This window comes from Myxococcales bacterium, assembly GCA_016703425.1.
GTDB lineage: Bacteria > Myxococcota_A > Polyangia > Polyangiales > Polyangiaceae > JADJCA01.
The window spans coordinates 373064-394823 of sequence record JADJCA010000013.1; the positions used below are offsets into that span (position 1 = coordinate 373064).

21 protein-coding genes are annotated in these 21760 nt (G+C 67.9%); 12 read left to right on the forward strand and 9 right to left on the reverse strand.

What is annotated here, in order from left to right:
* Positions 1 to 176: 176 nt before the first annotated feature.
* The gene (locus IPG50_26560; protein MBK6695743.1) at positions 177 to 944 is read left to right on the forward strand and encodes a hypothetical protein; all 768 of its coding nucleotides are present in this window, start codon (positions 177 to 179) and stop codon (positions 942 to 944) included.
* A 2-nt stretch (positions 945 to 946) separates the two neighbouring features.
* On the opposite strand, the gene IPG50_26565 is transcribed toward IPG50_26560, so the two are convergent.
* From IPG50_26565 to IPG50_26590, 6 genes are all read right to left on the reverse strand, one after another.
* Positions 947 to 1771 carry an NAD-dependent protein deacetylase gene (locus IPG50_26565; GenBank protein ID MBK6695744.1) on the reverse strand — a complete coding sequence of 275 codons (825 nt, stop codon included), beginning with the start codon at positions 1769 to 1771 and terminating at the stop codon, positions 947 to 949.
* A gap of 18 nt (positions 1772 to 1789) precedes the next feature.
* A complete protein-coding gene (locus IPG50_26570; GenBank protein MBK6695745.1) occupies positions 1790 to 4000 on the reverse strand; it encodes a hypothetical protein in 2211 nt (736 codons plus the stop codon).
* 54 nt (positions 4001 to 4054) lie between these two features.
* Positions 4055 to 4777, reverse strand: a complete 723-nt coding sequence (locus tag IPG50_26575) for a hypothetical protein (protein MBK6695746.1) — start codon at positions 4775 to 4777, stop codon at positions 4055 to 4057.
* Between the two features lie 54 nt (positions 4778 to 4831).
* Positions 4832 to 5521 (reverse strand): hypothetical protein, encoded by a 690-nt coding sequence (locus tag IPG50_26580; GenBank protein MBK6695747.1) that lies wholly within the window; start codon positions 5519 to 5521, stop codon positions 4832 to 4834.
* A 102-nt stretch (positions 5522 to 5623) separates the two neighbouring features.
* On the reverse strand, positions 5624 to 6454 hold the full coding sequence (locus tag IPG50_26585; GenBank protein MBK6695748.1) for a crotonase/enoyl-CoA hydratase family protein: 831 nt from the start codon (positions 6452 to 6454) through the stop codon (positions 5624 to 5626).
* Positions 6455 to 6589: 135 nt separating this feature from the next.
* Entirely contained in the window at positions 6590 to 7231 is a 642-nt protein-coding gene (locus IPG50_26590) for a hypothetical protein (GenBank protein ID MBK6695749.1), read from the reverse strand.
* A gap of 173 nt (positions 7232 to 7404) precedes the next feature.
* Between IPG50_26590 and IPG50_26595 the strand changes: the two genes are divergently transcribed.
* Positions 7405 to 8523, forward strand: a complete 1119-nt coding sequence (locus tag IPG50_26595; GenBank protein ID MBK6695750.1) for a hypothetical protein — start codon at positions 7405 to 7407, stop codon at positions 8521 to 8523.
* A gap of 57 nt (positions 8524 to 8580) precedes the next feature.
* Here the strand turns inward: IPG50_26595 and IPG50_26600 are convergent, their stop codons facing one another.
* Positions 8581 to 9471 carry a hypothetical protein gene (locus IPG50_26600; protein ID MBK6695751.1) on the reverse strand — a complete coding sequence of 297 codons (891 nt, stop codon included), beginning with the start codon at positions 9469 to 9471 and terminating at the stop codon, positions 8581 to 8583.
* 138 nt (positions 9472 to 9609) lie between these two features.
* Between IPG50_26600 and IPG50_26605 the strand changes: the two genes are divergently transcribed.
* The 8 genes from IPG50_26605 (at position 9610) to IPG50_26640 (ending at position 17137) form a co-directional block, all read left to right on the forward strand.
* Positions 9610 to 11394, forward strand: a complete 1785-nt coding sequence (locus IPG50_26605) for a serine/threonine protein kinase (GenBank protein ID MBK6695752.1) — start codon at positions 9610 to 9612, stop codon at positions 11392 to 11394.
* Positions 11395 to 11636: 242 nt separating this feature from the next.
* On the forward strand, positions 11637 to 12233 hold the full coding sequence (locus tag IPG50_26610) for a hypothetical protein (GenBank protein ID MBK6695753.1): 597 nt from the start codon (positions 11637 to 11639) through the stop codon (positions 12231 to 12233).
* Positions 12234 to 12304: 71 nt separating this feature from the next.
* On the forward strand, positions 12305 to 13828 hold the full coding sequence (locus tag IPG50_26615) for an SUMF1/EgtB/PvdO family nonheme iron enzyme (protein ID MBK6695754.1): 1524 nt from the start codon (positions 12305 to 12307) through the stop codon (positions 13826 to 13828).
* Positions 13825 to 15219 carry an SUMF1/EgtB/PvdO family nonheme iron enzyme gene (locus IPG50_26620; protein ID MBK6695755.1) on the forward strand — a complete coding sequence of 465 codons (1395 nt, stop codon included), beginning with the start codon at positions 13825 to 13827 and terminating at the stop codon, positions 15217 to 15219. Before IPG50_26615 ends, IPG50_26620 begins: the two co-directional genes overlap by 4 nt.
* An 88-nt stretch (positions 15220 to 15307) precedes the next feature.
* On the forward strand, positions 15308 to 15745 hold the full coding sequence (locus IPG50_26625) for a hypothetical protein (GenBank protein ID MBK6695756.1): 438 nt from the start codon (positions 15308 to 15310) through the stop codon (positions 15743 to 15745).
* A gap of 134 nt (positions 15746 to 15879) precedes the next feature.
* A complete protein-coding gene (locus tag IPG50_26630) occupies positions 15880 to 16407 on the forward strand; it encodes a hypothetical protein (protein ID MBK6695757.1) in 528 nt (175 codons plus the stop codon).
* Positions 16404 to 16994 (forward strand): AMP-binding protein, encoded by a 591-nt coding sequence (locus IPG50_26635; protein ID MBK6695758.1) that lies wholly within the window; start codon positions 16404 to 16406, stop codon positions 16992 to 16994. Before IPG50_26630 ends, IPG50_26635 begins: the two co-directional genes overlap by 4 nt.
* Positions 16991 to 17137 (forward strand): hypothetical protein, encoded by a 147-nt coding sequence (locus IPG50_26640; GenBank protein ID MBK6695759.1) that lies wholly within the window; start codon positions 16991 to 16993, stop codon positions 17135 to 17137. The genes IPG50_26635 and IPG50_26640 overlap by 4 nt, the downstream gene beginning before the upstream one ends.
* Here IPG50_26640 and IPG50_26645 read toward each other — a convergent pair.
* Both IPG50_26645 and IPG50_26650 read right to left on the reverse strand, forming a co-directional pair.
* Positions 17128 to 18186, reverse strand: coding sequence for a hypothetical protein (locus tag IPG50_26645; GenBank protein MBK6695760.1), 1059 nt, complete (start codon positions 18184 to 18186; stop codon positions 17128 to 17130). The two genes, IPG50_26640 and IPG50_26645, sit on opposite strands and share 10 nt — an antisense overlap.
* Positions 18187 to 18214: 28 nt before the next feature.
* Positions 18215 to 18826 (reverse strand): glutathione S-transferase family protein, encoded by a 612-nt coding sequence (locus IPG50_26650; protein MBK6695761.1) that lies wholly within the window; start codon positions 18824 to 18826, stop codon positions 18215 to 18217.
* A 116-nt stretch (positions 18827 to 18942) separates the two neighbouring features.
* On the opposite strand from IPG50_26650, the gene IPG50_26655 reads away from it, so the two are divergent.
* Positions 18943 to 20256, forward strand: coding sequence for a hypothetical protein (locus IPG50_26655; protein MBK6695762.1), 1314 nt, complete (start codon positions 18943 to 18945; stop codon positions 20254 to 20256).
* Positions 20257 to 20265: 9 nt separating this feature from the next.
* Complete coding sequence (locus tag IPG50_26660) at positions 20266 to 21714, forward strand: hypothetical protein (GenBank protein MBK6695763.1); 1449 nt, start codon at positions 20266 to 20268, stop codon at positions 21712 to 21714.
* Positions 21715 to 21760 lie beyond the last annotated feature (46 nt).

A 21760-nucleotide genomic window follows, 5' to 3' on the forward strand; every position in this document is an offset into this window, starting at 1 on the left:
TCGGGCACAATGGCGCGATGCGTTGCGCGCTCGTGCTCTTCGCCGTCGCTTCGGCCCTAGCGGCCTGCGTGAGGAGCGCGCCTCCCGCGAGCCCGATGCTTGCGGCACCGCCGGCAGAAGCCCCGACGCCCGCGCCGCAGAAGACGCGCCCCCAGCTCCCGATGGGCGGCCGGGAGATCTTCCCGTCCCACCGCCTCGTGGGCTTCTGCGGAACCCCCGGCGCACCGGCGCTCGGGAAGCTCATGGGAAATTTGTCACAACGCGCCGCGGAGCTCGCGACCTACGCGAAGAAGTACGAAAACGGTCGCAAGGTGCTCCCGGTCTTCGAGCTGATCGCTGTGGTGGTGCAGGGCATCGCAGGCCCCGACGGCAAGTACCGTAGGCGGGTCCCGGAATCGGTCATCGACGCGTACCTGAAGGCGGCCCGCGAAGCCAAGGCGTTGCTCCTCCTCAACGTGCAGCCGGGTCACTCGGACTTCATGACGGAAGTGAAGCTCTTTGAGCGCTTCCTCCGCGAGCCCGATGTGGGCATCGCGCTCGACCCCGAGTGGGCCATGAAGCCGAAGCAGAAGCCTGGCGTCTACTACGGCCAGTCCAACGGTCCGACGGTCAACGAGGTCGCCGAATACATGTCGAAGCTCGTCAAAGAGCACGACCTGCCGGAGAAGGCGCTCGTCTTTCACCAAATGAATGACTACGTCTTCAAAGACGACGCGGCGCTCAAGGAGTTTCCCGGCGTGGTGCTCATCAAGAGCGTCGATGGGCTCGGCCCCAAGGCCGCCAAGATCGTCACGTACAAGTTCCTCATGAAGACGACGCCGCCGATCGTGCACGCGGGGTTCAAGCTCTTCTTCGACGAAGACACGCAGCGCGGAAGCAAGCTCATGACACCCGACGAAGTGCTGGCGCTGTCGCCGGAGCCCGAGTACGTCATGTACGAGTAGCCTCAGGCAAGGAGCTCGGCGAGCCGCGCCAGAACGGCACCGGTCGAGCCTTCAAGCTTGCGCGTGGCGCGTTCCTCGCCTCGAACGGGCCCGCGGTTGACGATGAAGATGGGCATTCTTCGCTCCGACGCGCGGAGGAGGAAGCGGTAGCCGGAGAAGACGGCGAGCGACGTTCCCAGGACGAGAAGCGTCTCAGCCTCGGCGAGCCGGTCGAACGCTTCCTTGGTGACCTCGGCGGGGACCTTGTCGCCGAAGAAGACAACGCGGGGTTTGAGATCGCCGCCGCAGCGCAGGCACAGGGGAACGACGAACCGTTCGACAACCTGCTCGGCGAGCTCGGCGTCGCCGTCGGGTGCCATGGGCGACGGACCGTCAAGCCAAGAGGCGTTGGCTTCGCGCATGCGGCGCTGGACGTCGTGCCGATCCTCGAGGGCGCCGCAGGCGAGGCAAACGACCTCTGCCAGGGCGCCGTGAAGCTCCGTCACGCGCCGACTCCCGGCGCGGTGGTGGAGGCGGTCGACATTCTGCGTGATCACGCTCGACAGCAAGCCCCGCGATTCGAGGCTAGCGAGGGCGCGGTGCGACGGACCCGGCTCGGCGCGGCCGAAGTGCTCCCAACCGGCCATGGCGCGCGCCCAGTAACGACGGCGCAGCGCGGCCGAACGCACAAACTCGGGCCCCTGAATGGGTCGACGCGGCCGCGCCAATGCGCCCGGGCTTCGGTAGTCCGGAATGCCCGACTCGGTGCTCACGCCGGCGCCCGTCAAGGCGACGACGCGACGCCCCCGCAGCGCGTCCGCGAGCGTGACCGCAGCCTCCTCTTCCATCTCACCCGTAAGGTAGGGCTACGCGCTCACTTTGACACGTCGTGCTTTGAGGGCCGCGACGACCTCGCGTTTTCTCGCGGCGTCGACCTTCACGCCGGTGAGGTCGATCTCCTTCAGCTTCGGCAAGGTCAAGAGGGCCTCGGGCAGCTCGCCGAGCGCCTGACCGTGCAAATCCAACTTCTCGAGATTCACGAGCTTGCCGATGCTCTCGGGAAGGCCGCGGAGCTTCGGCTTCGTCTCGCTCTGACCGAACTCAAGGACTTTGAGCGCCGTAAGCCGCGTGATGACCTCAGGAAACTCCGCGATGCGGTTGCTCGACAGCGACAGCTCCTCGAGTTTGGTCAGGCGTGCGAGGCCGTCGGGAAGCGACTTGAGGTCATTGTCGTCGAGCGTGAGTACACGAAGGTCCGTGAGGCTGAGGAGGGCGTCGGGCACCTTCTTCAGGTAGGCCCACGCGAATCCCACGCGCTTGATGCCCTTCATGCGCGCCAGCGGTGCCGTCTCCACCGCGGGGCCGATGCGCGCCTCGAGGCCCCCGAAGGAAATGCCGTCGCCCTGGCGAGCCCGCTCGAGAGCCTTGAGTGCGAAGTCCGCGTCCTTCGTCTCGAGGGCGAAGAGCAACGCACGCGATGACGAGAGCTCGCCGGCTTCGAAGTAGTCGTCGTCGTCTCGCCCCATGAGGTCCATCGCGAGCACTCGGCCCGAGATGGCTCCGCCGCTCTTCTCCTCGAGCTCCTTCAGGCGCTCCGCGAGCTTCGTCGCCCCCGACTGAAAGAGATTCGTCCTCGAAAGCACCGCCTTGACGACCTTCGGAAACGTGGGGAGCTTCTGCGTCGCGAGGTCCGTAACCGCCTTGCGTGTCAGCGGCGGCGTCTTGGGGTTCTGAAGGACGAGTAGCATCGCCTCGAGGACGCCGTCGGGGACGCCGCCTTGCTCCATCATCGAGACGGCCAGGGCCATGTTGGCGGCGTCGGAAGAGAGCAGCAGCTCCCTTAGGCGCGTCGCCGTTTCGCCGTTGTCCTTCTTGGCCAGGTGGCGGACACCCTTCGCGTCGAGTCGCCGGACGAGATGCGTCTCGTGAACCAGTGGAACGTTCGCGGCGCGAGCGGCCTTGAGCGCCGCCCGCGGATGAATACCGAGAAGCGCGTGCGTGGTCTTTGGGCCGAGCTTCTTCTCGAGCGCGCCGCCGGCCGCGGCGAGCTGCGTCCCGAGGGCTGAGGCCTTCGTCATGGGCTTTCCGAGAACGAGAACGCGCGCTCCCTTGAGGCTGCGCGGCGCTTCGAGGTGGGCCGCGAGGAGACGCAACGCGGTCTTCGCGATGGACTCGTTGGGCGCGTCGAGCGCGGCCAAGAGGGCGTCGGTCTTTGCGGACTCCTCGAGCGCCGGGTCGTCGGCCAAGAGACGCACGTAGAAGGCACGCGCCCGCGGCGGCACGTTCGTCTCGCGCATCCACTTGAGAACTCCGTTGAGGCCGGCGCCGTAGCGGTCCTTCATCTCGTGGCTGAGGTCGATGCGCAGGAGCTTCGGCGCGAACAGCAGCGCGTCGGGCAGCACGCAGTCGCCGCCGTAGATGATGAGTTCGCGGAGCTCGGGGAGTTTTCCGAGAGGCGCAAGCCTCTCTCCGTCGTTGACGCCGTACAGCGTGAGCCGCTCCACGGCGCGGAGGTCGTCGACCTTGATCGGGCCCTTCAACCCTTCGAGATCGAGGCTCACATCCGTTCGCTCGCCAAGGTCTGTGGCCTCGCCGAGGTCTTCCAAGAGCGGGCCGAACCGCGCCGAGACGATCTCAGCAAACGAAGGCGCCTCGACCCGCAACATGGTCCCGGGCCGATGCTCCGTGAGAATCCGTACTCTCCCCTCGGCATCGAGGCCGTAGATCTGGTGGGTGCGCTGCCAACGCATGAAGAAGAGCGCCTCGTTGACGTAGCGTGCATGCCGCCCACTCTGTCCGTGCTCGGCGCGCACGCGGCGCGTCTCAAGGATGGCGTCATTGGGACCCCAGATTTGGCGCAGATCGCTCGACCACCCGTGAAAGTCCGGCGGCGTCACGTCGCCGATGGCGCCGACCTCGGTTACGAAGCGAACGTACTCGGCCGGCAGCGCGCGGCCGAGCTCGGCTTCGGCAGAGGTGACGTCCGACGCCGAGGCCTTGGCGCCCAGGTTGAGCTCACCCTTCGCCGCGAGCGTCGCGGCGGTCTTGAAGAGGCGCGCGAGCGTGTCTTGGCTCATGGCTCGCCAGACTATCGACGCGCGCTCGCGGTGGGCAGAGGTGAAAGACGCGGCTCAGAGACAGACGGGAGGCACGACGCCGCGACAGGTCGCCATCACGCGTCCCTTGCAGACGATCGGCTCGCAGACGCCGACGGCGCAGTCGAAGTCCGACGAGCAGAGCGTCGCCTTGTCGGTGCCCGCACACACGGCCTTGCATTCGGCCGACGGAACCGTTGGCTCGTAGGCGTCGGGCGCCAAGCAACAAGACGCGCCGAGGCTGCAGTCGGGCGCTTCATCGCAATAAAGTTCGCTCTTCGCGACGCAGGTGTTTGAGGCCGCGACGCAGTTGGCCGATGGCGATGAGAAGTCGCCACAGCAAAACTTGTTTGTCGACACGCTGCACCAGCCGGCTCCGCACGCAACCTCACCTGGCGTCGAAGGGCCGATGGCCGCGTCTTTGCTCCCCCCTTCGACGGGAAGCCCCGCGTCGAGACCGCTATCGGCCGGTCCGCTGTCGGCCGGTCCGCTGTCGGTGGGCCCTGCCTCACGCGAGCCCCCATCGCCAGCGCGACCGTCGGGAGATCCACCGTCTGCGTTGCCACCGACTTCCGACGCAGCGGCATCGAGCTCGCCAACAGCGGCATCGGTGGCAGGGGCGTCGTTCGAGAGCGAAGCATCGACGGCCCCTTCGCGAGGGCCGCCGGCGCCATCGAGGCCCGCCGCGTCCACGAGCAGCGAGCAGCCGGCGACGGGCAGCAGGGCGAGCACCGACGACCCAAGCAGGCGCCGAACCATCAAAGCAGTATAGGCCGGCCGAGCAGCTCGGCGCGAGCGTTGTTGTTGCGACTGTCAGCGCACCTTGATGAGAACGACGCGTTCGCCGCCGGGACCGCCGCCGGCCGCCCGGGCCTCGGGCCCGTTGACGGGAAATCGCCCAATGTAGCGACCCGGCCCTTGCCGCACGAAGGTCGCGGAGACCGGATGCGTGCAGCCACCAAAGGGGCAGAAGAAGGTGCCGCTGAAGGCGAGGCCGCCGTTGGGCAACTTCTGGATCGGTCCCTTGAAGCGCTGCGACCCGGCCAGCTTCTCCAGCGTGCCGTTGGCGACGCGGCACGGGAAGGCTGGCGTGTCGTCCATCGCGCACGTGTAGTTTCCAGCCAGTTCGTCGCGCTCCGCATCAGACAGAGGCTGAGGCGGCGGCTTCGTGGAGGCGCTCGGGCTCGCGTCCACCACATCCGCGAGGACCGGGCCCGGAGCCAACGTTGATGACGACGTCGCGCGGGGCGCCGGCGCGCTCGGTTCCGATCGGAGGGCCACGAAGGCGACACCCGCGAGCGCGCCGACGACGCACAGGGCGAGCAGCGCTGCACCGACCCAAACGAGCGGCGACATCGCCGTGGGCGCGCGCGGGGGGGCGCCTCCCTCGAGGGGAAAGGCCTGGCCGCACGAGAGGCAGGCGGCCGTCGGACCGCGCCGCGCGTCGGCACGCGCGCCACATCGGGCGCAGATGGGAGCTGCCGTGACCCTGTTCGTGTGCATCGCCGCGGCATGAGAGCGTACGTCCCCTTGCCGTCCGTCGGCTACGCTCGCGTTGGCCCGTCCCTCGCAGCCGCCGTCGACGCGTCGCCCTCGCCGACTCGCTCAACGTCCCGTGAAGGTGGGCGGCCGCTTCTCGAGGAACGCCATCATCGCTTCTTTCAGATCATGGGAAGGAAGGAACGCGGCGTTCCACAAGGCGACCGTGCGAAGGCTTTCGCCGGCCGCCCGCTCCGACGCGGCATTCAAGACGCTCTTGATGCCGCGAACGACGAGCGGCGGGTTCAGCGCCACGCGTTGCGCGAGCGCTTGCGCCGCGTCGAACAGCGCCTCGTGCGTGTCGTAGACGTCTTGCACGAGCCCAATCCGAAGCGCGCGAGCGGCGTCGATGTCGTCACCCGTCAGCGCGAGGAGGCGCGCGTGCCCTTGCCCCACGAGGGCTGGGAGTCGGGCGAGCGTCCCGACGTCAGCGACCATCGCGAGGCGCACCTCGCGCACGCTGAAGCGGGCGTCGGCAGCCGCCAAGCGGACGTCGCAGGCCGTGGCCAAGTCGACGCCGCCGCCGATGCAGACGCCGGCGATGGCCGCGATGACGGGCTTCTGACAGGCGGCCACCGAGGAGATGCTCTGCTGAAGTCGCTCGATGAGCGTGAGGAGTTCGGTGCGCTCCTTCGCCATGGCCTCGCCGGAGAGCACCGGGGCGAGCTCGCCGCCCATCGTTTGGAGGTCGAGCCCCGAGGAGAAGTTCGCGCCCTCGCCACGGAGCACGACGACACGCACGTCGTCCTCGCCATCGACCCAGGCCATGGCCTCCGGAAGCTCGCGCCAAAACTCCGGGCCCATGCGATGGACCTTGCCGGTGGCCTTGAGCAAGACGGTCGCGACATGAGCCGCGACATCAACAGTGAGGGACTTGAATTCCGGTGCGTGGGCCATGGCGCGCACCATAGCGCCCACGCCGCGTCGCCGTCTCGCGCGTAGTCCATCTTGGCCAAGTCTTCGCGGCAGAGAGCGACACGGGCTCTCGGATCAATCCCCGGTCGACGTGACCGGATCCGGCTTGCTTGCCGGTTATGGATCGGGACAGTCGGGCCGCGACGCGGTGACGCGCGAAACGATCGGATCGAAGAGCCCGCGCTCCGCGTCACCGTACTCGAAGACCACGCGCACGAAGCAACCGGGATCACCCTTCGCCGTCCAGAGCTTGCCGTAGTGGATGCGGTCGCCCTTGCGCCACGAGAGCGCGTAGGAGTCGGCGCGGAGCGCCTTCACGGAGAACTTCACGTCGGGTGCGTCGCGCGCGATGTCCTTCTGATCACGCTCAAAGAGCTCGTTCAGGGCCGTCGGGCCACACGTTCCGCTAAAGACCATGCGCGCCCGATTGGGCCCCACTTCTTTGCCGCTCTTGAGGACGAAGGCCTTGCGACCGTGTTCGCCGCGGTCGGAGTCGTCTTCTTTCATCAAGGCCGACGGGTACGAGAGGCAATACGGCACCATCTCGATGTTTCGCATCGTGCGCATCGCCAACGGATCGGCCCCCGCGTCAACGCTCGCAAGCGCGACCGGGTGCGCCGGGACCACCGTTGCGACCGCCCCGCTCGCGGAGGGCGGCGGCGGCGCGGCGTCGCGCGAAGCGAGCGCGAGGGGAGCACTCTCGCGACAGGCGACGAGGCAGGTGGCGAACACGAACCCCGGAAGGAAAACGCGCGGCATCAGCGCCCTACGTTACGGTTTCAGACGCTGGCTTGCGATCCCTTGTCACGTCGTGGCCTACGCCACCCTGGATCGTCGCCCCCCCCTTGCACTCGAAGCGGGGCATTTACGGTGTTGCTTGCAGCAGAACCGTTGGACGCCTGCCTGGCACGACTGTTGAAGCAGAAGGCCCCATGAAGCCTCGCTCCGCCGCGCTGCCGGTCGCCCTTGCCGCACTTGCTCTCTTCGCCGGCGGCTGCTCCGGCGACGCACGCGACGACGACAGCGAGCTGTCCGACGACGAGCTCGCGACCTTCGATCAGAACTACACGTTCCGCTACGAGCTACCGCCGAACGACCTGTTCAAGGCGCCCTTCACGCAGGAGTTTCCCTTCGAACTCGAAAAGCACGGCATGAAGCTCAAGGCCATCATCCGTCCCACGGCGAAGGTCCACGTCCAGAGCCCCGTCATCGAAGGGCACGCGACCGTCGGCAAGCGCCGGTTTGCGAGCCTGCTCGCGGGGCGCCCGGTCCCGAAGATCCTCGACGCCGAGCTGAAGGCGTCGTCGACCTACAGCACCGATCTCAGTGTCGACGTCGACCTCCAGTGGTCGAACACCAACGGCATGGCGTGGAGCAATTATCCGCCGCCGGAACAAGCACGCAGCATGGCCGACCTCCTCCGCGACATGGACGTCAAGGCGCTCGCCAACCGCGCTCTCACGTTGGCGACGGGGCTCGGAAAGAAGAAGGTGCCGCTCGTCGCCAAGGACGGCACGACGCGAGAGGACTTGCCGGTGGGCGTTCACTACGACGTGGTGGTCACGTGCGACATCGAAGAACTCGATGGCAACCTCAAGGGGACCTTCCGCACGGGCGCCACCGGAACGGTCGTGGCTCGGGCCATCTACAACGTTGACGGCGTCGAGCAGCGCCGCTTCCGGCGCGATCCGACCCACAAGTTCGAGATCGACACGAGCGACTTCAAGATCTCGCCGGCGCCGTCATTCCACTTCGACGGCGTCACGCAACACGTCAAGGGTTCTTGCTCCGTGCAGCCGGTCGCGGTTGTGAAATTCGCCGAGGATGTCGGCGTGCGCGTCCGCCTTGACGCCCGCTCCAGCTTCGAGACCCGTGTCGAGGCTGCGTCCGACATGACGCCCGAGTGGCGACTCCACGCGACGCCGGAGCTCGCGCTCTGGGGCGAGGCCGACATCACGTTGCCCATCATCCACCGGACGCTCGACAAGGAGACGCTCCTCTTCTCGAAGAAGTTTCCGGAAGTGAACACGACGGTCGGCGGCGCCAAGTAGCGCGGTGTGTGCCGCCGAGTCCTCGAGTTGCCACTGAGTCGCGGGCGCGAGGTCGCGCTACTTCTTGCCGCGCATGTCACGCACCCATGCCTTGAGCTCATCGTTGGTCGGGTAGGTCTTGGCGCTCCCGCCGAAGGCCATGAGCGGGCATGAGTCTTTTGCTTTGAAGTCCTTGCTGGCCAGCGACTTGGTCGAGCGGGCGTCGTAGATCGTGACCTTCTGATCGACGAGTTCGAGCACGAACGACTTGGTCTTGTCGCTCGCGTTCTTGCCGGATGCCTTGTAGCCGTCGCAGACCTTGCCCTTTCGCTCCGGAAGGTTGGTCACGACCGCCACCTGGTCGATGGCGTCGACCGTGGCCGCCGGACCGATGGGCTCGGCGCTGCCGGCGCCCACGAAGAGCACCGTGTGCTCCTTGGGCGGTGGAACCGGCGCGGGAAACGGAACCGGCGTGTCGGAGGCCTTCTTGAAGGCGTCGCCGAGACCGAAGTTCACGTTGCTCGGGGGCGCGTCGACGCTGAGCTTGCCCGCGGGGCCGTAGTCGAGCTCAACCTTCACCTGCGGATCGAACTTGAACTTGAAATCGAAGGCGTCACGCGGCGTGAGCTTGGCCAAGCGGTCCACGAGCTCAACGGCGAGTGACGCGTACCCGCTGGTGCTGGTCGTCGTCTTCTGCGTGCCCGACGAGATGGTCATGCCGGGCGGCAGGTCGCGAAAGTTCATCGTGAGCTTCGTGCCCGAGACCAAGAACGTGGCTCCGCCCTTCTGCCCCTGAAAGCTCAGCTCGTGATCCTTCCAGACCGGCGTAGGCAAGGCACCGCTCGCGGCAGACGAACCGCCGTCACCGGCAGCGGCGAGCACGCGTTCTTTGATCTTCGAGCAGGCGAACGACGGGAGAACGAGGAGGAGGATCGGCAAGACGCGGGTCGCGTGAACGTGAAAGGGCATTGTGCCGATGCTACATGCCCGACTCCCCGCGCCGCACGCGGAAAGACCCAACGGCGCTGCGATCGGCAGGTTCAAAGCGGACACACGGTGCCGGCGCCCGTACGAACGGCCGGCGCCTCGGCTACCATCGCCCGCGCGATGTTGGACCTCACGGGGCAGGTGCTTGCGGGTCGCTTTCGCGTCGACTCGTCGATCGCATCAGGCGGCATGGGCGCCGTCTACGTGGCCACCGACACCACCATCGGGCGACGCGTCGCGCTCAAGATGCTCCATCCGGACTTGGCCGTAGACCAAGACAACTTGGAGCGCATGCGCGAAGAGGCCTTCTCGCTCGCGTCGCTGCGGCACCCCAACATCGTTCAGCTCTACGACTTTCATCGAGGTGGTCCGGAGACCACGTTCACGGTGATGGAACTCGTGGAAGGCGAGAGCCTCGCCAAGGTGCTCGTTCGGCAGCCGCGGCTGCCCGTCGAGGTGGCGGTCGACTACGCCAAGCAGACCCTCTCGGCCCTCGCCGCGGCGCACGCGCAGGGCATCGTGCATCGCGACATCAAGCCTGCCAACCTCATGGTCGTGCCGCTCCCGGCGCGACGCGAGCTGATCAAGGTGCTCGACTTCGGCATCGCGAAGCTGACAGAGGCGACGATTCGGCGGCGGCCGACGACGTCGAGCCTCATGCTGGGTACGCCTGCCTTCATGGCGCCGGAGCAGACCGCTGGCGGCGCGATCGATGGGCGCACGGATCTGCACGCCGTGGGCATCTTGCTCTACCGCATGCTCGCCGGTGAAAACCCGCTCGCGGGGCCTGACGTTCCGACGACGTTGCAGTTCGTGAACACGCGGGTGCCGGCGGACATCCGGACGCATCGCCCCGATGTCCCTGAAGAGGTGGCGAGAGCCATCGCTCGTGCCCTTGAGAAGGCGCCGGCGCTCCGTTTCTCGTCGGCGGAAGAGTTCGCGGAAGCGCTCGGTGTTGGACACCTCACGTCGCTCGCGAGTCGCCCTGGTTCAACGCCGGCTCGGACCGGGCCGGGCCTCTCGGGTCCGGTCTCGGGCACGGTCTTGGGACCTGGGCCGAGGCCCGCCGTTGCGGTCTCCCAGACGGATGCCACCGCCGAGGGCGCTCGGTGGGGCCCGGCCGCGCAGCCGGCGAGCTCGGCAGCGGGCGAACACACGGGCGCGTCCTTTCCGTCCCAAGCATCGCGGCTCGAACAGCACACTACCGGCGCGAAGGCGCCGGCGGCCGCGAAGAGCCACGCGCTGCTCGTGGGGCTCGGTATCAGCCTGGTCGCCTTTGTTCTCTTGGCGCTCACTGGCACCGTCGCCTGGCTCGCGTCACGGCACCCCGAGCAGGCCGCGACCGCGCCCCCGGATGCCGCGCCACCGCCCGCCGACGCGAGCGCCGCGCCAACGCCTTCCACGCCACCCGCCGCGAGCGTGGCGCCGTCGACGGCGACGTTGCGACCGGCGCCAAAGGCGCTGACGGCGGCGACGGCGGCAGCGCCGACCGCAGCGCCCGCAGCGGCGCCAAGAGACGACCGCGGCAAGTGCCAGTGCCTGCCGCTTAGGGGCAACCGGCACCACGGTGACAACATGGCCCTTGCCCCGAGCCCCATGCCCACCGAGTGCGAATGCGAGTCGGCGGCCGGGTCGCTTTGCCCCCACGCGATCTCGCCGGTGCCGTGCCAAGGCCGCCCCGGCTGCGACAATTCGTGTCGCGGCCGATTCTCTGTCGGCACCCTCGGTGCGCCATGCACCGGCTTCAACTCGCAGGGCCTCATGAGCTCGAGCGTGTTCAAGAGCTGCCGTTTCCCCGCGAGCGCTCGGACCTACGAGGGCCCGCCGGGACGCGCCTGCAAGGGACTGACGGTCGACGGGCAGATGGTCGACGGGAAGGTCTTTTGCCCGGCAAGCGCGCGATAGACGAAACCTTGGGCTCGCGCCTTCGATGCGAGTTGCGCGTACGGCCCGAGTCCGTGCGCCTTGCGAATAACTGCAGTTTGCACTCATTTACGATTTACGCACCGCGCTGCCATTGAGGTCGGAGCGCTTCCGCATGACGGCACCGTCGGTGACGTGACACGGTTCGGCACACGGCGTCGCGCTTGCTGCGTCGCGACTTGCCGCGGACGAGACCCGGGCACGAATGCTGCTTAGGACCGGACATGATCCGATTCGCATCCCTCGCGTCGTGCCTCGTTGCAGTGGCTTGTGGGGCAACCGTGGGCGAAACCAACGGCGACTCGAAAGCGAGCGCCGACGGTGGCGCGGCTTCCTCGAACACCCTACCTGGAACGCCCCCGCCCGACGGCGCCCCCGGCGCCTGCTGTCCGCCAAAGGGCGGCGCCTGTGCGCTCGTGGGCGGCTACGAGCCCTCGGGCCGGTGCCCGACCCAAGCGACGCTCTGCGACAACCTTTGCAACCAACGCTTCGTGAACGACGAGCACGGGTGCAAGAAGTTCGAGTACGACGCTTGCTCGAGCACGTGGCCCGAGAGCCCCCCGCAGACGCAGCCTGGCCCGGTCGCGTGCAACTACCCGGTCGTTCACAACGACGTTCGCTGCCCGGCGACGTACAGCTTCACATGGGTCAGCAAGGCATGCCCGCAGGTTGGCCTCACGTGCGCCTACCCGGGAGCCGGTGACGGAGCGCCCTGCGCCGCAACGGCCATGATGTGGTGCGTTGGTGACGCCGGCGTCGCCGGCATCGGCGCGGACGCCGCGGTCGACGCGGGACCAGGCACCTGGCTCATTGCCCAATAGCGCGGCCATTTTGCGGGGGGGATGCGCCTCGGCGTTGCGCGTCCCCGGGCATTGGCTAGAACGCGCCTGGCATGCGCATGCCCTGGACGCGCCTCTCCTCTTGCGGCCCTGCCGCGCGCGCCCTCTTGGCGATTTCGGTCGTAGCGGCGGGCGGCTGCGGGCAGGTCGAAAAGGCCCCCCTCCCCGAGGCGCTTGTCGTCGTCGACACGAACCTGCCGGTGCCGCTCGTCGTGGGGCGCCTGCGCGTCGACCTCTACACGGAAGATGGCACGTGGTTCGAGTCCAACGACTTCGGCCGCGCCGACGTGCGCGATTGGCCCGTCAGCTTCAGCGTCTATTCGCCTGACGAAGGCGAGGGCCGGGGCATCTTCGTCCGCCTCCGCGCCTACCCGGAAGGCTACGTCGAGACCTACGAAGGCGAGCGCGTTCGCGATTGGGATGCCCCGCTCGCGCAGCCCCAGGCGACGAGGGAGCCACGCCTTCTCCGAGACGGCGTCGACGCCACGCCGGCGGAGGCGCCGCTGCCGCTCATGACGGTCGACCGGCTGGTATTCGTTCGCCTCGAGCCGGGCAAGCGAGGCCGGCTTCCGGTTTTGCTGCATGGTGCATGCGTTGGAACCATGGCGCACGTCGGGCCGGAGGGGCGCCCAGCCTTGGGCGTCTCCACCTCCTGTGTCGACAAGGAGAAGGAGCGGAGCCTCGTCGCCGAAGGAGCCCTCGAGGCCAACATGGACCGCCCCACGAGCTCGGCCATCGGCACGTGGCTCCGCGAGCCCTGCGAGCCGGACGCCCCCGACTCGCCCACGGTGTGCATCGCGGGTGGAGCGACCGTGCTCGGCACCGTGGAGAACAGCGACTACGCCGCGAGCATCGCGTCGATGCTGAACACCGTGCCGGTACGCATCTTCGGCCTTCACCGCTACTACCTCGACCGCGATGAAGTGACCGTCGCGCGGGCCCGCGCCGCGATTGAGGCGGGCTACACGGGCGCGAGACCGGCGCGCAACGACGGCCCCGTGGGGCCGCGGACGACGCGCGACCAAGACTGCACCTTCTCCTCCACGCCGATGGGCCGCGAGGACTACGCCGCCACGTGCATGGGCTGGGACGGCGCACGAGCCATGTGCCAGTTCTTCGGCGGCGATCTCCCCACGGAGCTTCAGTGGGAGCACGCGGCGACGGTCGCCGGGCACGCGCAGAAGCGCCGCTTCCCTTGGGGCAACGATGCACCCACCTGCGAACGGACGGTCGTGGACCGAGAGCCCGCGGGCGGGCCCTCGGGCCACTGCGCTGCGCTCGGCCGCGGGCCGAGGCCTTCGAGCGAGAGCGAAGGCGACTTGAGCCCCCTGGGCATCAAGCGCCTCGCGGGCAACGTGTCCGAGTTCGTGCTCGACGAACCCCTGCCCTACACCGCCGACTGCTGGCTCAAGGGTCCCTTGGTGAATCCCTTCTGCCCTCCGCCAAAGAACGCCGACCGACGTCCGTTCCGGGGCGACGGGTTCATCCAGCTGAACCCTCGTCCCGCGTATCGAACGCAGCTCTCCACGTACGCAACGCTAGGGTTTCGCTGCGCCTACGCCAGGAGGCCTCGATGACCCGTGCGCTGTCGAGCGCGTTCGCCGTCGTGCCCTCGCTCACGCTCGCGCTCTTGGCCGCGTGCGGCGGCTTGACCGATCGCGACGCGCTTCCACCGGAGGGCCAGCTGCTCCTCTACGTCGACACCGACGCGTGGTTGCCCAAGGGGCCCGGCGAGGCGACCTCGCCCGACGACCGCCCGGCACTCTTTCAGCGCCTCCGCGTCGAGCTCTTTCCTCCGGGCCAAAACGAAACGTGCGCCGGCTGCTCACGAGACTTCGGCATCGACCGAGGCGTGGTGAAGCGCGGCCGGGCCTCGATTGGGCTCTTGCCTCGCGTGGGCGTGAGTGGCTACCGCGCTCGGGTTCGCCTGTATCGTCTCGGCGGCGCCGGTGAGACGCTGGTCGACGCGCGCACACCGTCAACGATCGAGTCCGTTGTCGCGCTGCCGAGCACGGCGGCGGAGGGCATTCGTGAAGTCACCGTAGTCCTCCGCACCGACACCGTGGGCCAGCCGCAAGGCACGCTCGATGCGCCCATCGCCGCGCAGGAAGGCCGCCCAACCAAGAGCCTCGTGGGCACATGGCGTGAAGAGATCCGTCGCGATTGTTCGCGCCCCGCTGGTGACGGTGAGGTGTGCGTGCCGGGAGGTGCTCTCTGGATGGGCGATCCGAGCTTCTACGATCCGTTGCCGGAGCGGCTCGTGGCCCTCTCGCCGTTCTTCATCGATCTCACGGAGGTCACCGTGCGAGCGTTTCGCAGGTCGAGGCTCGCGACGCTCGACGAGGACGCCGCCAAGGCCGATCCGTACCTCTACTCCTCGAAAACGAACCTCTACTGCCGCTACACCAACACGCCGGGGCAGTTCGAAGACGCTGCCGTCAACTGCGTGTCAAAGGCCATCAGCGAGAAGTTCTGCGCCGCGCAACGTGGCGGGACGTTGCCTTCGGAAGCGCAGTACGAATACGTCGCGGGCGCGCTGCGCAATCTCCCCTTCCCCTGGGGCTCCGACGACGCGAGCTGCGAAGACGCGGTCTTCGGTCGCCACTACGACGAGTCGGCCCCCGCGCCGCAGCGCGTGTGCGTCAGCTTCGGCGTTGGGCCGGCGCTCCCGGGCTCGGGCCGCCGCGATCGCGTTCGCATCGGCGACCGCGAGGTGGTGGACCTCGCCGGCAACCTCTCCGAGTGGATTCGCGACGACTTCTCTCCGTCGACGGAGCGCTGCTGGCAGACGCAGGCCACGCTCGATCCCGTGTGCACCGAGTCGGCATACAAGGACAAGGTCCTCCTGCGTGGCGCCAACTGGACCGACCTCGGCGCCACGATGCTCCGGGCAAACTACCGGGAGACCGCTCCGGCGAGCACTCCGCAAAACACCCGCTCCGGATTCCGCTGCGTTCGCGCCGACTGAGGGGCCCTCCAGGCCCGAAGCTGGCGCCGGCTAGGGCATTTTTGGCGACGAAATGGCGGTGGCACGGCCGCGTGCTAGAGCGCCCCCCATGCGAGGCGGCGTCTCCTACTCCTTGGCTGTGGTCTTCACGAGCGCGGCGCTCTACGCGTGCTCGTCCTCGGAAAGCGCACCGGCGACTCCCGCGGAAGGGGCTGACGCTGCGGTAGCCGAAGACGCCGGCGTCGAGGAGGCGAGCACCACCGGCCCCGTCGACGTCGCCTGCGTGCCCCAAGTACACACGAACCGAAAGGTCTGCGACGACTGCCTCCTCAAGAAGTGTTGCATCGTCATCAACACTTGCTTCGACGACCCCATCTGCTCGGCGCTGAGCGACTGCTCCAACGATTGCCAGAAGCTCGGCACGAAGACCGACGCCGGCGTCGAGTGCATTCGCAAGTGCTCCATGGACCACATCAAGGGCGCGCAACGCTACGCGGACATGCTCGATTGCCAGCAGGGCTCCTGCGGCACGCCCTGCAAGGCCTGACACCACGGCGCTCGCGCGCTACGGCGACTCCCATCGCTGGCCGGCGCCAGTAGGCTCCGCATAGGCACGATGGACCTCGTGGCACGACGCCAGAAGTGACGCAGCCGGCGCGCCGGCCGTGATACGCCTCGCCCATGGGCCTCCCGCAAATCATCATGATGGTGGTCTTCCTGGGCGTCGTCGTCTTCTTCGTCGTGCGATCGAAGGGCATGGTGGCAAAGGGCGCCGCGGCTCTCGACTTTCGTCCGAGCCTCGCGGCCCTTCGTACCGGCGCCGCAGCGAGTCGCGAGCCGGGCGAGTCTGAACCCGTTTGCGTGGTCGCGTACCACTACAGCGGCACGTCGGCGCAGCCCGTCGTCGTCGGAGTGACCGAGCGCCACATCTTCGTCGTCAAGGGAACGAGCCCCATGATGACCTTCCCCTACGACTACGAGGGCGAGCACTACTCATCGAAGGAGAAGACCAAGCAGAAGAAGGGCTTCTTCGATTGGTCGCACGGCCACTTTGACGATGGCACGAAGGGCTACAGCCCGAAGGTCAAGGTCGCGCCCTTCGCCGGCGAAGAATGGCGCATGTACCCGACGATGGAGGGCTTCCCCGAGCAGAAGGACAACCTCCGCGAGTTCTCCGGTCGCTTCTACTTTCAGTGGTTCTACGATTGAGCGAACTTCGCTCGGAGACCGCGCCGACGAGGAGCAACGATCCGATGCTCGACATGGTGACGCTCCTTCAAACCCAGCGGGCGAAACACGGGCCGCGTCCGCTTTTTGGTCGCAAGGTTGGCAGCGCTTGGCGCTACGAGACGTACGAAGACTTTGGGCAACGTGTGGACGCGTGCCGCGCGCGCCTCGCGACCCTCGATGTTGCGCCCGGCGAACGCGTCGCCATCATCTCGGGCAACTGCATCGAGTGGGTCGCCTACTGTTTCGCGGCCTACGGCCTCCGCGCCGCGTGGGTCCCCATGTACGCGGCGCAGCTCGAAGACGACTGGATGTACATCCTCCGCGACTCGGGCGCGCGCATCTGCCTCGTAGAAGACGAGGCCCTTGAGAGCCGCATCGCGGCGCGGCGCTCATTCACGGCGACAACCGACCGCACACGGTCGCGCTCGTGGCGCCGGACATCGCGGAGCTCCGCGCCTGGGCCCAAGCGAACGCACCGGACCTCGTGTCCGACACATCTCTCCTCGAGAACGCACGCGTACTCCGCTGCGTCACGGCCGACGTTGAACGCTACCTCGCCGACGTGAAGTCGTACGAACGACCCAAGCGCATCGCGCTCCTGGCCGAGGAGTTCACGACCGCCAATGGCCTACTCACGCCGTCGCTCAAGGTGAAACGCAGCGCCGTCCTCGCTCGATACGCAGAGGTCGTCGCGTCGCTCTACCGGTGAGCGGTGCGGGGGCGCGGCGACTGGCGAACTTCGACGAGGTAGACGTGCGGCAACAGCGCGCGATAGAGCGCCTCGGCGACCTCCTCGTTCACGAACGCTCCGTGATACGGAAGCTCTCGCCCTCCGCGGGGTATGCGAAAGAGCGGCGGCGCCTTCTTCGCCGCCTTCGCGTCGACGACGAGATCCTCGGTGTAGAGGCTTTCGAGCGACTCGGGGTCGTGCCGCGCCTTCGCGTGTCGGCACTCGTAGAGGGTCAGCGGATGAATCAGGAAATGCTCACGTGAAATGGGCTTTCGTTGACTCGTCAGGATCTCGACGCGCGAGGACTCGAAGGCCGCGCCCGTCGCGTCGAAGACCGCCTTCACGGCTTCGTGGACCAAGAGCAAGGAGCCCTTGTTGCCCACGACGGGCGTTGGGAGCGACGCCTTGGGTCGCGCCGTGAAGACGACCCCCTTGGGAAGCCGCTTCCCGAGGGCACCGACGCGCAGCAAGTCGAGGTTAACGCGAGCCACGGCAGCGGGGATGTCAGCCACGAAGGCGAGGTCCGGGTTGCCCGACGCGCCGCGAGTGTCGAGCTCGTAGACGCCAGGCGCTCCTGGCCGGAGCGCGGGATCGAATTCGCGGCGATGGTCTTGCGCCGCGCGCTTGATGGCGCGCGCGCGCTCGTGTTCAAGCCCCAAGGCCTTCTCGGTGATGCACATCGCCTTGCGCATGAAATCGGCGGCCACGGCCTTCGCACCGCGCGCGTCGAAACTCATCGCAACCGACAGCATGGCCGTCGCCAGGTCATCGTCGTCGGGGGCAAGCTGGCGAACGCGAATCGAATAGGTCGCGTAAGCGGCACGCTCGCCGTCGGCGTAACGCTTGGCGGCCCACGCAACGCGGAACGTTCGAAGAAGCGAGCTCGCGACCTCGAGGCCAATGGGCTTGGCGTACGTGCTCGCGCGAAGAACGCTCCCGATGGCGCGGAGCGCGCCCTCTGAGTCGTTGGCCTCGAGACACGCATCCGCCTTCGCGAGCGCCGCCGCGACCTGCGCCTTACCGATCACAACGGGCCCCTTCGTTCGCCGGCCCCGCTCAGCCGCGCGCGTACCAAGCCTTGACGGCGGCGTCGTCGCGGAAGGCGTCGTGGAGGCGCATGACCTTCGGGAACGGGGCGAACACCGTCGACGGGATGTGATCCACAGTGCCGCTCGCGAACCAGCGGATCGCGATGTAGAGCTTGATGTCGGCCACGTGGATCTTGGCGCCCGCCAAGAACGGCCCCGCCTCGAGCTGCCGCTCGATCTTCTCGGCCCAGGTCGGCAGGTAGGTCGTTGCGAGGGCCTCGCGCGCCTTCTTCTTCTCGGCTTCGTCGGTCATGCGGAGCGTGGGCGTCACGTGCGCGCGGAGGTCTTCGACGTGGCAAAGGACGGCCTCGTGGCGAGCGGCCTCGAAATCGTCTTTGGGGTGCAGCCCATGACGGCGGCCGACGAGAACGAGGATGGCGTTTGATTGCGCGAACACGCCGTGGCCTTCCATCTCGAAGATCGGCAAGGCACCGTAGGGCGTCTTCGGCTTGAGCGCGGGCCACTCGTCGCGCTTGATGCGAACGTCTTCGAAGTCGACGCCGGCAAGGTGGAGGGCAAGGCGGCACTCTTCGCCGCGGCTCACGGGAGCATCGAAGTAGGTCAGCTTGGGTTTGGACATGGCCCGAAACGTTAGGGACAGGGCCGCGCGGCGTCCAGCCGGCGCTCTTGCGCGCAAAACCGGGGGCTCCTTCGCGACGCGGGTAGACTTGGCCCTGTTCTAACGTATGCCTCGTCATGCCCGATTTTGTCCGAGTCATCGGCGTGCGCTGCAGCGATCGTCGGGTCTGGGCCGCTCAGGTGCCCCCCTTTCCCGAAGTCGGCGAAGACGATCACACGGTGGGGACCTTGGTCGAGGCGCTCAAGGTCGCGGCGGAGCGCGTACCGGCCCTTGACGTGGACGTCCTGTACGAGGGGAGCTCCGAGTGGTTCGAGGTCGGGCACGTCGGGCTACGCGCCGGCGCCTTGGTACGCGAAGGCGTGACCCTCTCGCGTGAGGCCGAGCGCGCGGTGACGCCCGACGTCGAGTTCGCCCCGGACGACGTCATCGAACTCGACACGCTCGCGGACTGCTTCCTCGATGAGCTCACCGCGGCGGCACTCCACGGCGACCCCGACGCCGACGAGAACGCGCTCACCCTTCCCTTCGCGTTTCGTGACCTCGCCCCGACGCTCGACGCGCTCGCGAAGGTCGCCCGCCACGTCGAGGTGACCTCGACCGTGATCGTCGTCATCGACGATGTGCCTTACGTCGCGCGCTTGTCGGTCGAAGACGGCGCGTCGCTGGAGCCGCTCTTCGTCTGGACCGACGAGCCCGAACTCCGCGCGTGGATCCGATCGCTACTCCCACCGCCCGGCAAGGTCGCAACGCAACGGCTGGTCACGGCGAAGCGCCGGCACGTGCCCGTCGATCGGGCCCGTCCGCTGGTCACTGGCTCCGCTGCGCACCGACTCCGAACCATCAGCGACCTGGCGCATCCGGAGATCGTCCGCGAGGCCGGCGGCATGCGCATCACCTCATGGTCTGACACGGCCGTGCCCGGCGCTTACGAACGCTTCGTCGAAGCCGTGCAGGCGCCGGAGAACAGAGGACCCGACTTCGACGAGGTGCGGCAGGCACTCTACGCGGCCATCGCCGGTGCAGCGCCATCGGCCGACGCAGCGGCCGCGGTCCTCGAAGGTGCGCTCCATGTCGACTCGGAAGCGCTCCGCGCTGAACTCTACGATCTCTTGTCGAACCTCGACGCCGAGGTCGCGCATCGGGCGTTGGTCTTCGGCTTCAAGCATGACTCCGACATGCCGCAACGGCGCATCCGCAGCGTCATTTGGCGCTCGACGCCCGCCGTTGAGATGCTCGTGTCGGACGAGCTTGTGCCGGCCTGGATCGCCGAAGGTCCTGGCTCGCAGTTCGCTCGACGCGTGTTGAAGCTCATTCAGAACGAGCACCTCCATGTTCAGGATGCATGGCTCGCCGCAGCACCCGACGACTTGCGCGCCGCGGTCGCAACGGTAAACGCGCTTGGCATGGGCAACGAGGCGGCCTCCGGGTAGCCTCCTCGTGTGCGCCCCCGCGGTGTTCTCGCAGGCTCCTTCTTGACCGTCGCCGCCGTCATTGGATGGGCGTGCCTCCGGCCTACCCAGATCACCGTTCGGCTGACGACCGACGTACCGTGCACGTCACTGATGGGCACCAGCATCTACAACGGCAGCGGCGCGGATGGCGTTCCCGTCACGACGACTCGTGATTGCGTCGAGGGCTCGCCGCACACCGTAGGGACGCTCGTGCTGGCTCCCAGCGGGAACGACAACTCCGCGCTCGTCACGATTACGACGGTTGCCGGCGTCCACGTTCGCGCCGAAGAGTGCACGGCGGCCAATCAGTGGAGCGGCTGCATCGTCGCGCGTCGCAAGCTCCGCTACGAAAGGCACGAGCCGCTCGACCTCCCGATCTTCCTCGCGAGCGCGTGCCGCGACTTCGCCTGCGGCGAGGAGGAGACGTGCGTCCCTTGCGCAAAGGAGCCCTGCGCCAAAGACGCCGTGCCCTTGTGTGCTCCGGCGGAGGCCGTTGACCGATGCGCGGAGCCGGGAGCGAACTGCCGCCCTGCCTCGAGTGACGGCGGCAGGGGCAGCGCCGACGGGACCGTCGACCCGAGCGACGGCGCGACGGGGGACGCGGCGCCCGTAGCCGACGCCGGCGCACCGACCTTCGTACGGCTCGTACCGTCGGCAGCGGGCGAGCACGTATACGGCCTGGCGTTCCACGCCGAGCGACTGTATTGGACCACGGGCAAGGCCCTGTGGTCGGCCCCCCTCGTGACGCTCCTCTTGAGCGACGGCGACGCGGGAGCGCAAGAGCCCGCGCCGGCGGGGAGCGAGTTCCGCGGCCTTGACGTCAATGACGCCGGGATTGCGCTCGCGGGCCGGTGGGCGGCAGGCAAGTGCGGCTCGGTCTTTCCACATGGCTACCCCGATGCGGCAACTCTTCTGCCGTGCTTGTCCGGCTCTCCCTTGGGTATCGCCTTCTTTCCCCGGGACGAGGCGACGCGCGGCGTGCGAACGTTCAGCCTAGACGGGCTCTCGAGCTGGAGCCTCGATGGCGGCACGGGTTCGGGCAACGTCATTTGCGGAACGAGCTACATCCGCACGGCCTTCGGCTCGCCACTCGTAGCCGGTCAGGACGTGGTGAACGGCGTCAACGGCATCGCGCCAACGATCGGGTACGGCAGCGCTCCAACAGGTTTGGCCACTTGCACGCAGGATGTTGCCGGGCCCGCGAGCGAGACCTTGGTCGCCGGAGCCGTCACTCCGAAGTTCGACCGTTACGCCACGACGACCAGCGGCCGCGTGTTCCGCCAGCTCAATGGGACGCAGACATGGATGCAGATCGCTGAACTCTCGGGCGCCGCGGACATCTTGGCCGTCGACTCCGCCCAGCCGGGGAGGGTCCATGTTCTCGTCGCCGCGGACAACGGCATCTGGATCGCGCGCGACGTGAAGGACGGCCCTTGAGGTACGCAGGGCGAGGCGGGCGCGGAGTCCGCTGCGTGCGCGCCTG

What these genes read in the sequence shown, in the direction of transcription:
- IPG50_26565 (MBK6695744.1), bottom strand. Translation starts at nt 1,771, where the DNA reads ATGGAAGAGGAGGCTGCGGTCACGCTCGCGGACGCGCTGCGGGGGCGT.
- IPG50_26570 (MBK6695745.1), bottom strand. Translation starts at nt 4,000, where the DNA reads ATGAGCCAAGACACGCTCGCGCGCCTCTTCAAGACCGCCGCGACGCTC.
- IPG50_26575 (MBK6695746.1), bottom strand. Translation starts at nt 4,777, where the DNA reads ATGGTTCGGCGCCTGCTTGGGTCGTCGGTGCTCGCCCTGCTGCCCGTC.
- IPG50_26580 (MBK6695747.1), bottom strand. Translation starts at nt 5,521, where the DNA reads ATGCACACGAACAGGGTCACGGCAGCTCCCATCTGCGCCCGATGTGGC.
- IPG50_26585 (MBK6695748.1), bottom strand. Translation starts at nt 6,454, where the DNA reads ATGGCCCACGCACCGGAATTCAAGTCCCTCACTGTTGATGTCGCGGCT.
- IPG50_26590 (MBK6695749.1), bottom strand. Translation starts at nt 7,231, where the DNA reads ATGCCGCGCGTTTTCCTTCCGGGGTTCGTGTTCGCCACCTGCCTCGTC.
- IPG50_26595 (MBK6695750.1), top strand. Translation starts at nt 7,405, where the DNA reads ATGAAGCCTCGCTCCGCCGCGCTGCCGGTCGCCCTTGCCGCACTTGCT.
- IPG50_26600 (MBK6695751.1), bottom strand. Translation starts at nt 9,471, where the DNA reads ATGCCCTTTCACGTTCACGCGACCCGCGTCTTGCCGATCCTCCTCCTC.
- IPG50_26605 (MBK6695752.1), top strand. Translation starts at nt 9,610, where the DNA reads ATGTTGGACCTCACGGGGCAGGTGCTTGCGGGTCGCTTTCGCGTCGAC.
- IPG50_26610 (MBK6695753.1), top strand. Translation starts at nt 11,637, where the DNA reads ATGATCCGATTCGCATCCCTCGCGTCGTGCCTCGTTGCAGTGGCTTGT.
- IPG50_26615 (MBK6695754.1), top strand. Translation starts at nt 12,305, where the DNA reads ATGCGCATGCCCTGGACGCGCCTCTCCTCTTGCGGCCCTGCCGCGCGC.
- IPG50_26620 (MBK6695755.1), top strand. Translation starts at nt 13,825, where the DNA reads ATGACCCGTGCGCTGTCGAGCGCGTTCGCCGTCGTGCCCTCGCTCACG.
- IPG50_26625 (MBK6695756.1), top strand. Translation starts at nt 15,308, where the DNA reads ATGCGAGGCGGCGTCTCCTACTCCTTGGCTGTGGTCTTCACGAGCGCG.
- IPG50_26630 (MBK6695757.1), top strand. Translation starts at nt 15,880, where the DNA reads ATGGGCCTCCCGCAAATCATCATGATGGTGGTCTTCCTGGGCGTCGTC.
- IPG50_26650 (MBK6695761.1), bottom strand. Translation starts at nt 18,826, where the DNA reads ATGTCCAAACCCAAGCTGACCTACTTCGATGCTCCCGTGAGCCGCGGC.
- IPG50_26655 (MBK6695762.1), top strand. Translation starts at nt 18,943, where the DNA reads ATGCCCGATTTTGTCCGAGTCATCGGCGTGCGCTGCAGCGATCGTCGG.